The sequence below is a fragment of the Bacillus sp. D386 genome, assembly GCF_006346415.1.
In genome coordinates this window covers 142,490-155,275 of the sequence record NZ_VEMV01000006.1, presented here as the reverse complement: position 1 = coordinate 155,275, position 12,786 = coordinate 142,490, and the positions used below count along the sequence as shown (strand labels likewise).

Genomic DNA, 12,786 nt, shown 5'->3' with positions numbered 1-12,786 from the left:
TTGCCCTAGTGTTTTCTTTTTGACCTTCATATAAGAAAGATATTTGTAAGTAATTAACAATTATCTTGTATTGCAAGGTAGTGTGGTTTAAACTGGTAATATACCTTGCAATGCAAGATAAAAAGAGTGGTGGATTATAGATGTCGCAAACCCAGATGATGAAGGGTATATTGGATGGTTGCCTTTTGGCTATTATCAAAGGAAAAGAATGTTATGGATATGAGATGGCAGAACGTTTAAGTGAGTATGGATTTGAGACAATCAGCGAAGGTACCATTTATCCATTATTGCTCCGAATGCAACGGGAAGGACTTATTACGTCTGTTCGCCGGGATTCAATTGCTGGACCAAAGAGAAAATATTATTCATTAACAGATGAAGGACAGGTAGCTTTAGAAAATTTTCTGGTTAGATGGGGTTACCTTGAGAACAGCGTAAACGCGGTCATTAAGAAAGAAATTGAAGGATGAGGTGATGCAAAAGTGGAGCAACTTCAACTGTCTGATAAAAGTCAGAAGTTTATTGATGATTTAAAGATATACTTGTTTTCAAGTGGAAAAAATGATCAGGAGATTAATGATATTACGAAAGAACTTGAGGAGCATTTATATGAAGCCGAGCTAAATGGTAAATCTATTGATCAGATTATTGGATCTTCTCCTAAAGAGTATATGCAGAGTATCTCCAATGAAATGAGGACGGATTATAAAGCATGGGTAAAATATATACCCCTGATTATAGCTGGAGCAATGTCATTTTCGATTTTCGGAGATCTTTTGAAAGGTACATTAAGCTATAGTGTATTAAAAATCATTGGAACGGCTGTGTATTGTGTGCTCTTTTTTATCGGAGTAATGATTGCATTTCGCTATACAGCCAGGAATCAAGTGTCTAAAATTCGAGAGTTTTTAATATTATTAGCCCCTATTTTCATTAGTATGGTCGTCTTTATGGGTTTGCTTGTCGCTGATTCAATCTATCCTACACCAACCATTAACTTTGGTGTTTTAGGGAGTACAGTCATCGGTTTACTTTTTCTTTGCTTTATCGTTGCATTCTCCATTTGGGCAAAAACCGCAATCCTGCCCGTTTTTTTAATTTCATTTCACTTACCGACCATCGTATTAGCTCGAACAACTTTAAATGAAGAATTGCAGTTAATTATGGGTTTAGCTATAACATATATATTGATCGGAATTTATTTATTTTATGAAGTGAGAAAAACAAAATCATAACAAAAGTTTTTTGGGGGTTATCCGGAACGTTAGTTTTACTAACTTTCTGGAGGACCCTTTCCTATCTTATTCAATTGATTTCCTATAACAAGCCGGTTAACTAGGAATGCAGGTTAGATTAAGAAGGATTTATATATTTTAATCGAATTATTTAACCAAATTTTAAATTTGGAGGATTATATAACTGCCTTTGCGTTTTTGTTTATTCTAAAAATTGTTTTCTTAAAGGTTACTATAATAAGAGTAAAATAATATAAAATGAAACTGAAACTGAGGAGGTTATTGAAGTGAAAGAATGCCCATTTTGTAATCCTGAAACAATAGAACTGCAAAAAGTGGTTATAAAAAATGAACATTGTATGTTTCTACAGATACCCCAAGAAGTATTAGTCGGTTCAGGATTAATAGTTCCAATAAAACACCGTGAAACAGTGTTTGACTTAACAGAAGATGAATGGTTTGCAACCTATTCATTACTGCAAGAAGTGAAAGATCTCCTGGATGAAACATATCGACCTGATGGGTACAATATTGGTTGGAACTGCAATGCAATTGGAGGTCAACATATCATGCACTCTCACCTACATATTATTCCTCGATTTAGTGATGAACCCTATGCTGGCAAAGGACTTAGACACTGGCTGAAAAGTTTAGAAAATAAGAGATAATGGTAACTAATTCGAGCCTTACTTATCTAAAAAGTATAGGAGAGTTTTTATGAAGATTTACTGGTTATTAGTGTTTTTAATTTTTATCATTTGGTACAGAGTATCTCTACCATACGCCGAACCAAGTTGGTGGTCTATCTTTTCCTCGAGCCGTTCAACGCATACACCTATGATGGAGCAAGTTTCTTTAATTAAAGCAATTTTTATAGCACTTATATTTTTTGCTTTGGCATCTCCAGTGCGTCAAATAATCCAAAAACGTAAGTAGCCATGTTTATAATTCATATAGTAAGTGGAATTCTCACTTAAATTTTCAGGGCGTTGATCTTAGGAGGATTAATGCCTTTTCGTGTTGAATTTCTTATGGAGATAAAGAAGCAGGAATGTTGAACAATAGACAGAAACTAAACGGTGGCAAATTTATTTTGAGGGGTATTTGTGAAATGTCAAAATACGAAAAAGAAGAAATTCTAACTGGAGGAAATGTCTCAACCGTATATCGTTTAGGAGATACCGTTCGAAGAGATTTAAAGCCAGACAGTACGAAAATTCACAAGCTATTAATACATTTGGAAAATAAAGGATTCGTATATGCCCCTAAATTTTTTGGCATTGATGAAAAAGGTAGAGAGATTTTGTCATATATAGAAGGTGAAGCTGGTAATTATCCTTTAAAGGGATATATGTGGTCTGATGAAGTTTTAAAAGAAATAGCTCAGATGCTTAGTCTCTACCACGATTCAGTGAGTGATTTTTTAATTGAAGAAGATTGGAAGTCGATAGATAATACTCCGCAACCATTCGAGGTGCTTTGTCATAATGATTTCGCTATATATAACATTATCTTTAATCGTAAACGACCGGTAGGGATAATCGATTTTGATGTTGCTGGTCCTGGACCGAGACTCTGGGACATTGCCTATACCCTTTATACTTGTATTCCTTTAAGTAGAACTTATCAATCTGAAACAGGTGAAGAAGTTATTTATAATTTCTTAGACCACGCTATGAAAATAAAACACAGAGTAAAATTGTTTTTTGAATCCTATGGAAAGGAAGTGGAAGAAGACTTTTTAGAGATGGTATTGTTGCGATTACAAGGGCTATGTAAAACAATTGAAAGAAAAGCTAAAGAAGGCGATAGTAATTTTCAAAAAATGATAGATGAAGGACACCTTGAACATTATCAAAACGATATTAAATTCATTCGTGAACACGGAAAAGAGTGGATTTAAGGGGGAAAGGTTGGAATTGACAGGGGAAAGAGCAGAAGGCCAAGTTGACCAAGAAGGATTAATGCCTTTTCATGTTAAATTTCTTATGGTAGTAAAGGGACAAGTTAGCGAAGAAAGACTTGTTACAAATTTACAGAATGTTACAATCGAAGTGGGATAATTTACAAAAAAATAATAGGGAAAAGGAAGTGATTGGTATGTCCATCGGAATTCTTGCCCTTGTAACTATGACAATATGGATTATACAAATTAATGAGTTAAATAAACCTGAAGAAAAACAAGACAATAGAAAAACAATAATCTTAACTTCCTGTGGGTGTTTGTTAACAACAGTTTTGACCGTCCATCTTTTTCAAAATTTCATCGCCAGTAGTTCTTTAATAGTGTTATAGCAATTATATGGAGGTGTTATTGTTGAATGAGGACAAAGATAAGCGTAACAAAAATAAGATAGACACCGAGGATGGTTGGAATAGAACCGTTTATGGAAGTCCAACAATAGGGGGAATAGTCGTAGTCGGTGCCATTGTTCTATACCTATTATTTAAATAATATTTATTAAAGATGTCTAAGTTGAACAAGGATGATCAAAAGTTGGTCATTTAATTTTTCTTTTTACATTGTTAAAATCCTTCGAAAATAGCCCTCTCAACTGAAGCTGCTTTATTATTCTAAGACTAAATGATAAATAAAGAGCTGCAAAGTTGCAGCTCCTTAGAGTGGCTAGGTTATAAGAATTGTATGGTTGGCAATCAATGCTGTTATCTTAGGCTGCTGGAGAGCTCTGTGAAGATAACTCCAAGTCCATAAGCTCCAGCATCAGGATAACCCAGGCTTCTTTCTCCAACCGTACCAGCACGTCCCATGCGGGCGACGATTGTTTCTGTATATTTAGCGCCTTTAACAGCAGCTGCTGCCCCATTTTCAAAGGCAGTTTTAAAGTCTATTCCAGCTTTTGCGCACTCAGACCAAGAGTCAGCACATGGAACTAAAGCATCAATCAGAGTTTTGTCACCGACGACTGCACCTCTACCAAATGAACGTTCTCCAGTTACTTGTATTCCTTTAACAGCTGCCTGTAATAGGTTTGCAAACTCCTCGATCGTTAATTCATTTTTATCGCCTGCGGCTTTGCCGGCTGCACGGAATGCAGAACCCCAAATTGGACCGGACGCTCCACCGCAATATTCCATAATGACCATTGAGCATGCATCAAGGAATGCTCCAATAGTTAATGGTTCTTGGTTTAAGATAGAACTCCATTCTCGCTTCAATTGCTTGAATCCTTTAGCAACGCTCATACCAAAGTCTCCGTCACCGGCATGAGAGTCAAGCTCGCAGAATGGTATCTCATTACGGATAATGACTTCGCTCATTTTATCAATGAGATAGATGATGTTCTCTAAGGAAAGGACATCATCGTGGATTACAGCGTATTCCTCACTTGTCTCAGTATTGAATGAAACGCTTCTTTCTTCAATCTCATCAATAGGATCGGTATACTGAACACCCTCAACAGGTGCATCCACTTTAAATGCCGCAGCAGAACATTCGCTTGATAATAATGATTTCAGCTCATCATCAAGCTTCATAATTGTCAAGGATACTCCAGCCATATCAATACTTGTCATATAATTGCCGACAAAGGTTCTATAAACATGAATATTTCTGTTACTCATTTCTCTCATAACCGAATTGTTAAATAAATAGAGTTCTTGAAGTGGAGTACTTCCGAAGCCATTTACAAGAATAGCAATATCAGATGTTTCATCCCCATCTTGTCCAAAATCCTTTAGAAGATCATCTATCATTTGTTTAGCCAACTCATTTGCAGAAATCAATTTTTCTCTTCTGATTCCTGGTTCTCCATGAATGCCGACACCGTATTCGATTTCATCTTCTTCTAATTTGAATGTCGGAGTTCCTTTAGCTGGAACGGTACAGGATGTAAGAGCTGCCCCGATGCTTTTTACATTTTCTGCGGCTTTTTCTGCAATTGCTTTTACCTGCATAAGGTCTCTGCCTTCTTCGGCAGCTGCACCGGCAATTTTATGAACAAGTACAGTTCCTGCAACACCGCGGCGTCCTACAGAATACAGACTGTCTTCAACGGCTATATCGTCAGCTACTCGAACATATTCAACCTGGATACCATCCTCGATTGCTAAAGCGGCACCATTTTTAAAGTTCATGATGTCACCGCTGTAATTTTTAATAATCATCAGGACCCCTTTTTGACCGGCAGCTGCTTTGATTCCCTGATACACTTGTATTTGTGATGGCGAAGCAAACACATCCCCGCATACTGCAGCATCAAGCATACCTTTTCCGACAAAGCCCGCATGTGCAGGTTCATGCCCACTGCCTCCCCCGCTAATTAAGCTCACTTTGTTTTCATTTATTACTCGTTTCTTAATAATTTTATATTTCTTCAGAAACTCGAGTTCCGGATGTGCCATGATTAATCCATTAGCCATCTCCATTACGAGGTTCTCAGGTTTATTTATAATCTTCTTCATTTGTATTGCCTCCCGTTTCTATTAAAAATTGGTAGTCTTGCTAAATTTATTCATACTGTTAACAGTATAATGTAAGCGTTTTAAAGTAAACGGACAAATAACCATATTTGTCAAAATAGCCGTAATTATATCATTTTTGTATAATTAAATTACAATTTTAATAGGGAAGGTAACCCATGACCTCATCGATTATCACACAAAAAATAATTGCAAAATCATTAAAAGATTTAATGGTAACTGAACCTTTTCATAAAATTTCAGTAAGCGACATTATGGTAAACTGTAAGATGCGAAGGCAAACATTTTACTACCATTTTCAAGATAAATATGAATTGCTTGGCTGGATTTATAAAGAAGAAACGAAGGAAAATATTACAGACTTTATTGGATATGAAAAGTGGGAGAACATCTTTCATTTGTTATTGGAATACTTCAGTCAGAATCGACGATTCTATCAAAATGCATTTAAAGTAGAAGAGCAAAATTCCTTTAACGAATACTTATATGAACACACAAAGAATTTGTATCTTGAGATTATTACTAACCGTTTGGACGGAAGCGGATTAAAGGTTTCTAATGAAAGGAAAGAATTAATGGCTTCTTTTTATAGCTATGGGTTTGTAGGGATAATCAAAGAGTGGATTGAGAAAGATTGCACTCTCGAATCTTCCACGATGTCATCCTTGATGAAATATATGATAAATGATCAATTACTGCCATTTCTGCAGGAGTGAGCAGCGAGAGGGAATAAGAATGAAAAAAATAATTAATGATGTTCAGCATGTTGTAAGAGACATGTTGGCTGGATTTTGTTTTGAACATAAAGAAAGGGTTTCTTATGAGCCCAAGCATGATATTGTTTATCGGAAAGATTTAAAAGATATAAGAGAGGAGGTAGTCATTATTAGCGGAGGCGGCAGCGGACACGAACCGGCTCATTATGGATATGTAGGGAAAGGAATGCTCTCCATTTCTGTTAATGGAGAAATTTTCACGCCGCCAACAACTGAGCAAATAGTAGCCGCCATTCGGATGATTGATAAAAATAAGCGTGTCTTGCTCATAGTCAAAAATTTTAAAGCAGATTTAGAGAGTTTTTTGATGGCTGAATCCATCGCCCAAAAAGAAGGCTGGACTGTTGATCATGTCATTGTAAGTGATGATGTCTCCATTGAAGACGACAATTCCTTCAATAAGCGGAAACGTGGTGTGGCTGGTACTGTGTTTGTCCATAAAATACTTGGAGCTGCTGCACGTGAGGGATATTCTCTAAACGAACTAACGGAAATTGGCCAGTCTGTCATCAATCATTTACATACATTGGGAGTTGCACTTTCACCGGTAACCCATCCTGAGACAGATAGAAGGTCATTTATACTACAGGATAATGAAGTATTTTACGGAATTGGGATTCATGGTGAAGTGGGATACCGGAAAGAAGAATTTCATTCCTCTGAAATTTTAGCCATAGAGCTTATGAATAAACTTAAAAGTCTTTATCGATGGAAAAAAGGAGATCGATTTGCCATTTTGGTGAATGGGTTAGGGGCTACACCGCTGATGGAACAGTATATCTTTACCAATGACATCCGACGTTTATGCGAGCTGGAAGGCTTGGATATTAGATTTGTGAAGGTTGGAAACCATTTAACTTCCTTAGATATGAAAGGTATTTCATTAAGCTTACTCAAAATAACGGATTCTGTTTGGGAAAAATGGTTAAAAGCAGAGGTGGAAGTAGCTAACTGGTAGTTAAGATTTGATTAGTGCACAGTCAAATACCATATATAGCAGAAATAGAGTAAAGCCCTGTTTATGCTCGGGTATCATAACGAGCATAAACAGGGCTTTTCTTTTTCATTAAGTAATTTAGTAGCACCATATGAAATAAAATATATTCATAACTATTGCTTAATGTATCTCTAAATCTTTTACTGTTTCTCCTTCAACTAACACTGGCTGATAATAGGTTTCGTTTGGTAAATCTCGTTTTCCTTGCAATTTCTTAATGAGCCAATCAGCTGCATCACGTCCCATTTGTTCCTGTGGGTGGGTTAATGTTGTCAGTGCAATAGTAGCATTTTTGGCAATATAGGAATTGTCCTGCCCGATTATTGATAACTTCTCTGGAATGGAAATATTAAGCTGTTTACACACATTTACTACTTCTAAACCGACTTCATCGTTATAGCAAACAATCGCGGTTAATAGGTGAATATTTTCCTCTAAAAATTTCTTCAAGCTAGCTGATAAATTGGGCTTTGTTTCTGTATCGAATGTAAGCACATGCTCAGGTCGAAATCCTAATTTGGCTTCTCCAAGCGCTTTTATATATCCCTTCATTCGATATTTTCCCTGTAGGTCATCTGATTTTGATATTAGCCCGATATGTGTATGTCCCTTCGAAATTAATTCCTTTGTTGCGAGATAACTGGACTGGACGTCATCAAGACAAAGAAAGGGAACACTTAATTCTTCATAATAAGCATTAATCATAATGAATGGAACCTCTTGTTCTTTAAATGACAGGTAATAAGAGATGTTTGGATTATATAGATTGCTTTTCGTAGGCTCTATGATCAAACCATCCACTCCAAATGACAGCATCATTTCCAAAGCTTTCTTTTCCTGTTCGACATCATTATTTGTACTGGCTAATAATAACGAATAATTCTCTTCATTTAATCTGCCTTCAATCCCTCGAATAATGGAGGGGAAAATATAATCAGAAATGTAGGTTGTAATGACTCCGATTGTTTTAGTGTTAGATTGACCGCCAGATTTTGCTTGATATTGGTTACTGACATAAGTGCCAGACCCTTTTTCACTTCTTAAAAATCCTTCGTTTGATAGTTCTAAAATAGCTTTACGAACAGTTTGTCGGCTCACTTCGTATTTTTCTTGGAGGGAAGCTTCAGTAGGGATTTGGTCACCAACTTTATAATCTCCCGAAAGAATCTTGCTTTTTATATCATCAATGATGACCTGATATTTTGGTTTCATTTATAGCTCACTTCCTTCATTGGTGCTCTTGCACTAATTGATTGATTCGAAATAGTTGTATGTACATATTTTACTTTGAATTAGTAAGAAATAAAATAAGCAATCTAATTCTATTTTATAAGTAACATCTTTCATTAGTTCTTTTAATAGTATACCCAATAAATGGTTTTGTGGGTCTTTGTTTGATTTGTACTAAAATCGAGAATGTTAAATTTGTGTGTACTAATTACACATTAGTTGACATTTGTACGTACAAATAAATATAATCAAGTTAACAAATAGAAAGCGTAATCATTCCGGATATTGAAACCGCTATCAGATGGGGGTTTATATGAGAAAGAACAAAGCAAACATACAAGAGGCAATTGCTAGGGGAGAGACTTCTCTTGGAATTGAATTTGGTTCTACACGTATCAAGGCAGTGTTAATTGATCATAATTTTGAAACGGTTGCATCTGGAAGCTATGAGTGGGAAAACCGCTTGGAGGATGGTTTTTGGACATACAGCCTAGTCGATATTATTACTGGACTACAAGCAGCGTATCGTGAGATGAAGCAAGAAGTTGAAAGAAACTATGGGATAACGATTCGGAAGATTGGTTCTATTGGAATCTCAGCCATGATGCACGGATATATGGCCTTTGATCATACAGGAGAATTACTTGTTCCGTTTCGTACTTGGCGTAACTCAACAACGAGTGCGGCAGCTAAAGAATTGACTGATACATTTAAATTCAATATCCCAGAACGATGGAGCGTTGCTCATCTTTATCAAGCTATCTTAAATGAAGAGAAACATTTGCCGCGTATTGATTATGTTACGACTTTAGCAGGTTATATCCACTGGTTACTGACTGGTAATAAAGCGATCGGTATTGGAGATGCTTCAGGTATGTTTCCAATCGATGAATCAACAAAGAATTATAATGAATCAATGGTTAAGCAATTTGATGAACTAATTTCCACGAAGGGTTGTCCTTTGAGCCTAGAGGAGATTCTTCCTAAAGTTTATCTTTCAGGAGAACAAGCTGGTGAATTGACTGAAGTTGGGGCAAAAATTCTTGATCAATCACAGAATTTACAACCAGGTATTCCGCTTTGTCCGCCGGAAGGTGATGCGGGTACAGGAATGGTTGCTACAAATAGTGTGAGAAAGCGTACTGGTAATATTTCAGTAGGAACATCAGTCTTTGCCATGATTGTACTGGAAAAAGAACTCTCAAAAGTGTATCCGGAAATTGATTTAGTAACAACACCTGATGGCAGTCCTGTAGCGATGGTTCATGCTAATAACTGCTCCAGTGATTTAAATGCCTGGCTGAAATTATTCCGTGAGTTCTCTGAAGCAATGGGCCAAAAGATAGAAACGGATCAATTATATGAAGTGATGCTGAATAAAGCTTTGGAGGCTGAACCGGATGCTGGCGGATTGCTAAGCTATGGCTATTTATCCGGTGAGAATATTACAGGATTAGATGAGGGGCGACCGCTATTCGTACGACCTCCTGGTAGTCAGTTTAATTTAGCAAACTTTATGCGAGCTCATCTTTTTACTGCATTTGGCGCATTAAAAATTGGAATGGACATTATGACTAAAGAAGAAAGTGTTGAAATTGACGGCATTTTGGCTCACGGCGGATTATTCAAAACACCTATTGTAGGTCAAAAAATCGTCGCAGCTGCCATTGATGCACCAGTATCCGTTATGGCAACAGCCGGAGAGGGCGGTGCGTGGGGGATGGCTATTCTGGCTTCTTACATGATGAACAAAAATGAGAAGGAATACTTGGAAGAATTCCTTGACCAAAAAGTCTTTTTCGAGGTTGATAGTCAAGAAATATATCCGGATCAATTTGATGTTAAAGGTTTTGAGAAATTTATAGAGCGATATAAAAAAGGTCTTGTAATTGAGCAGGCAGCTGTCGATCATTTGATTTTATGAGTCCAAGTTTGGAGGGGTTCAAGTGTTAGAAAAGTTAAAAGAGGAAGTATTTGAAGCAAATTTAGAATTGCCCAAGCATGGACTCGTCAAATATACATGGGGAAATGTAAGTGCAATTGACCGTGATAGTGGCTTATTTGTTATCAAACCGAGCGGTGTTGATTATAAGACGATGAAGCCAAGTGATATGGTGGTTGTTGATTTGGATGGTCAGGTGGTTGAAGGGGAATTGAATCCTTCATCAGATACAGCAACTCATGCAGTACTTTACAAGCATTATTCAGAGATTGGCGGCATTGTGCATACGCACTCAACCTGGGCGACTATATGGGCTCAAGCAGGTTTAGATGTTCCGGCGATGGGAACTACTCATGCCGATACATTCTATGGTTCCATTCCATGTGCAAGGTTTTTAACTCAAGAGGAAGTTGACCGTGGGTACGAAGTGGAAACTGGAAAGGTCATTATCGAAACATTTGAACAACGTGGATTAGATATATTGGCAGTTCCCGGTATTTTACTTCATGGACACGGACCATTTACTTGGGGCAAAGATGCAAAATCAGCGGTTATGAACAGTGTGGTATTAGAAGAGGTCTCAAAAATGAATTTATTTACACGAGAACTAAATCATTTTGCTGAAGAATTGCCACAACGTATTTTAGATAAGCACTATCTACGTAAACATGGAAAAAATGCCTACTATGGGCAAAAATAATACAAACTATCAAACTACGAAAAGAGGATTATTATGTCTAAAGTAAAAGAGTTTTGGTTTGTCGTAGGTTCACAGCATCTATATGGGGAAGAAGCACTGGCGGAAGTCAAAGCACACGCACAAACGATGACGGATGCCTTAAATGAAAGCGGTATATTACCTTACCCGCTTGTATTGCAGGATTTAGCTGTAAGTGCAGATAAAATTACAAGCATTATGAAAGAAGTGAACTATCGTGATGAGGTTGCGGGCGTAATTACTTGGATGCATACCTTCTCACCAGCAAAAATGTGGATTCGCGGAACAAAATTATTACAAAAGCCATTGCTACATTTAGCAACGCAGTTTAACGAAAGTATTCCATGGGAAACCATTGATATGGACTTCATGAATCTGAATCAATCAGCTCATGGTGATCGTGAATATGGATTTATCAATGCGCGTTTGAAAAAGCAAAATAAAGTTGTAGTAGGTTACTGGAAACGTGCTGAAGTCCAAAAGCAAATAGCAGAATGGATGGATGTAGCGGTTGCTTATAACGAAAGCTTCAATATAAAAGTTGCTCGTTTTGGTGATAACATGCGTAATGTTGGAGTAACCGAAGGGGATAAGGTAGAGGCTCAAATTCAATTTGGATGGACTGTTGACTACTTTGGTATAGGCGATCTTGTTCAATATGTGAATGACGTTAAGGACGAAGAAGTGAACGATTTAATTGCTGAGTATGCGGAACTATATGAATTTGATTATGGCATATACAGCAAAGAAGATTGGGAAAAGAGCGTGAAGGTGCAAGCAAGCTATGAAATTGCCATTAAGCGTTTCCTTGATGATGGTGGTTACAATGCATTCACAACTAACTTTGAAGACTTATATGGCATGAAACAGCTTCCTGGCCTTGCAGTGCAACGTTTGATGGCCCAAGGATATGGATTTGCTGGTGAAGGGGATTGGAAGACTGCAGCCCTAGATCGCTTACTTAAAGTGATGAGCCATAACCAATCGACTGGATTTATGGAGGATTACACTTATGAACTAGCTGTTGGGCAAGAAGCTGCTCTTCAATCACATATGCTTGAAGTAGATCCAACATTAGCTTGCAACAAGCCAAAAATTGTCGTATCTCCATTAGGTATCGGTGATCGTGAAGATCCGGCTCGTTTAGTTTTCGATGGTAAGGCAGGAGATGGTGTTGTTGTTTCAATGGCTGACTTTGGTACACATTACAAGCTTTTGATTAATGAAGTTTCTGCTTTTGAGCCAACTGTTAAAGCACCTAATCTTCCAGTAGCACGTGTACTATGGGAAGTAAAGCCAAACTTCCAGGATGGGGTTAAAGCGTGGATTGAGAATGGCGGCGGTCACCATACAGTTGTTTCATTGAATCTGACAACAGATCAAATTATCACGTATGCAAAGCTTGTTGACTTAGATTATGTAGTTATTAGGTAATGGCTTTATCCTCC

At 37.2% G+C, this 12,786-nt stretch carries 13 protein-coding genes; 11 read left to right on the top strand and 2 right to left on the bottom strand.

Features of this window, described 5'->3' with window-relative positions; genetic code table 11:
- Window positions 1–140 precede the first annotated feature (140 nt).
- From FHY45_RS18055 to FHY45_RS20670, 6 genes are all read left to right on the top strand, one after another.
- Window positions 141–470, top strand: coding sequence for a PadR family transcriptional regulator (locus FHY45_RS18055; protein WP_066108236.1), 330 nt, complete (start codon window positions 141–143; stop codon window positions 468–470).
- 12 nt (window positions 471–482) lie between these two features.
- Window positions 483–1,235: a DUF1129 family protein gene (locus FHY45_RS18050; RefSeq protein WP_139892726.1), complete on the top strand. Its 753-nt coding sequence runs from the start codon at window positions 483–485 to the stop codon at window positions 1,233–1,235.
- 287 nt (window positions 1,236–1,522) lie between these two features.
- On the top strand, window positions 1,523–1,903 hold the full coding sequence (locus tag FHY45_RS18045; RefSeq protein ID WP_139892725.1) for an HIT family protein: 381 nt from the start codon (window positions 1,523–1,525) through the stop codon (window positions 1,901–1,903).
- Between the two features lie 443 nt (window positions 1,904–2,346).
- Window positions 2,347–3,138, top strand: coding sequence for an aminoglycoside phosphotransferase family protein (locus FHY45_RS18035; RefSeq protein ID WP_139892724.1), 792 nt, complete (start codon window positions 2,347–2,349; stop codon window positions 3,136–3,138).
- A 10-nt stretch (window positions 3,139–3,148) separates the two neighbouring features.
- Window positions 3,149–3,298 (top strand): hypothetical protein, encoded by a 150-nt coding sequence (locus FHY45_RS20675; protein ID WP_180350019.1) that lies wholly within the window; start codon window positions 3,149–3,151, stop codon window positions 3,296–3,298.
- A gap of 254 nt (window positions 3,299–3,552) precedes the next feature.
- Complete coding sequence (locus tag FHY45_RS20670) at window positions 3,553–3,690, top strand: hypothetical protein (protein ID WP_180350018.1); 138 nt, start codon at window positions 3,553–3,555, stop codon at window positions 3,688–3,690.
- A gap of 209 nt (window positions 3,691–3,899) precedes the next feature.
- On the opposite strand, the gene dhaK is transcribed toward FHY45_RS20670, so the two are convergent.
- On the bottom strand, window positions 3,900–5,657 hold the full coding sequence (gene dhaK, locus FHY45_RS18025) for a dihydroxyacetone kinase subunit DhaK (protein ID WP_139892722.1): 1,758 nt from the start codon (window positions 5,655–5,657) through the stop codon (window positions 3,900–3,902).
- Between the two features lie 176 nt (window positions 5,658–5,833).
- On the opposite strand from dhaK, the gene dhaS reads away from it, so the two are divergent.
- Both dhaS and dhaQ read left to right on the top strand, forming a co-directional pair.
- Entirely contained in the window at window positions 5,834–6,391 is a 558-nt protein-coding gene (dhaS, locus tag FHY45_RS18020) for a dihydroxyacetone kinase transcriptional activator DhaS (RefSeq protein ID WP_066108222.1), read from the top strand.
- 19 nt (window positions 6,392–6,410) lie between these two features.
- A complete protein-coding gene (gene dhaQ, locus FHY45_RS18015) occupies window positions 6,411–7,409 on the top strand; it encodes a DhaKLM operon coactivator DhaQ (RefSeq protein ID WP_139892721.1) in 999 nt (332 codons plus the stop codon).
- A 159-nt stretch (window positions 7,410–7,568) separates the two neighbouring features.
- Here dhaQ and FHY45_RS18010 read toward each other — a convergent pair whose 3' ends face one another.
- Window positions 7,569–8,660, bottom strand: coding sequence for a GntR family transcriptional regulator (locus tag FHY45_RS18010; protein ID WP_139892720.1), 1,092 nt, complete (start codon window positions 8,658–8,660; stop codon window positions 7,569–7,571).
- 331 nt (window positions 8,661–8,991) lie between these two features.
- Here FHY45_RS18010 and FHY45_RS18005 point away from each other — a divergent pair, with 331 nt between their 5' ends.
- From FHY45_RS18005 to araA, 3 genes are read left to right on the top strand one after another with little or no spacing between them, the layout of a single operon-like run.
- Complete coding sequence (locus FHY45_RS18005) at window positions 8,992–10,602, top strand: xylulokinase (RefSeq protein ID WP_066108213.1); 1,611 nt, start codon at window positions 8,992–8,994, stop codon at window positions 10,600–10,602.
- A gap of 22 nt (window positions 10,603–10,624) precedes the next feature.
- The gene (locus tag FHY45_RS18000) at window positions 10,625–11,320 is read left to right on the top strand and encodes an L-ribulose-5-phosphate 4-epimerase (protein ID WP_066108210.1); all 696 of its coding nucleotides are present in this window, start codon (window positions 10,625–10,627) and stop codon (window positions 11,318–11,320) included.
- Window positions 11,321–11,353: 33 nt separating this feature from the next.
- Window positions 11,354–12,772: an L-arabinose isomerase gene (gene araA, locus FHY45_RS17995; RefSeq protein WP_066108207.1), complete on the top strand. Its 1,419-nt coding sequence runs from the start codon at window positions 11,354–11,356 to the stop codon at window positions 12,770–12,772.
- Window positions 12,773–12,786: the final 14 nt, after the last annotated feature.

What these genes read in the sequence shown, in the direction of transcription:
- FHY45_RS18005 (WP_066108213.1), top strand. Translation starts at nt 8,992, where the DNA reads ATGAGAAAGAACAAAGCAAACATACAAGAGGCAATTGCTAGGGGAGAG.
- dhaQ (WP_139892721.1), top strand. Translation starts at nt 6,411, where the DNA reads ATGAAAAAAATAATTAATGATGTTCAGCATGTTGTAAGAGACATGTTG.
- araA (WP_066108207.1), top strand. Translation starts at nt 11,354, where the DNA reads ATGTCTAAAGTAAAAGAGTTTTGGTTTGTCGTAGGTTCACAGCATCTA.
- dhaK (WP_139892722.1), bottom strand. Translation starts at nt 5,657, where the DNA reads ATGAAGAAGATTATAAATAAACCTGAGAACCTCGTAATGGAGATGGCT.
- FHY45_RS18010 (WP_139892720.1), bottom strand. Translation starts at nt 8,660, where the DNA reads ATGAAACCAAAATATCAGGTCATCATTGATGATATAAAAAGCAAGATT.
- FHY45_RS18035 (WP_139892724.1), top strand. Translation starts at nt 2,347, where the DNA reads ATGTCAAAATACGAAAAAGAAGAAATTCTAACTGGAGGAAATGTCTCA.
- FHY45_RS18055 (WP_066108236.1), top strand. Translation starts at nt 141, where the DNA reads ATGTCGCAAACCCAGATGATGAAGGGTATATTGGATGGTTGCCTTTTG.
- dhaS (WP_066108222.1), top strand. Translation starts at nt 5,834, where the DNA reads ATGACCTCATCGATTATCACACAAAAAATAATTGCAAAATCATTAAAA.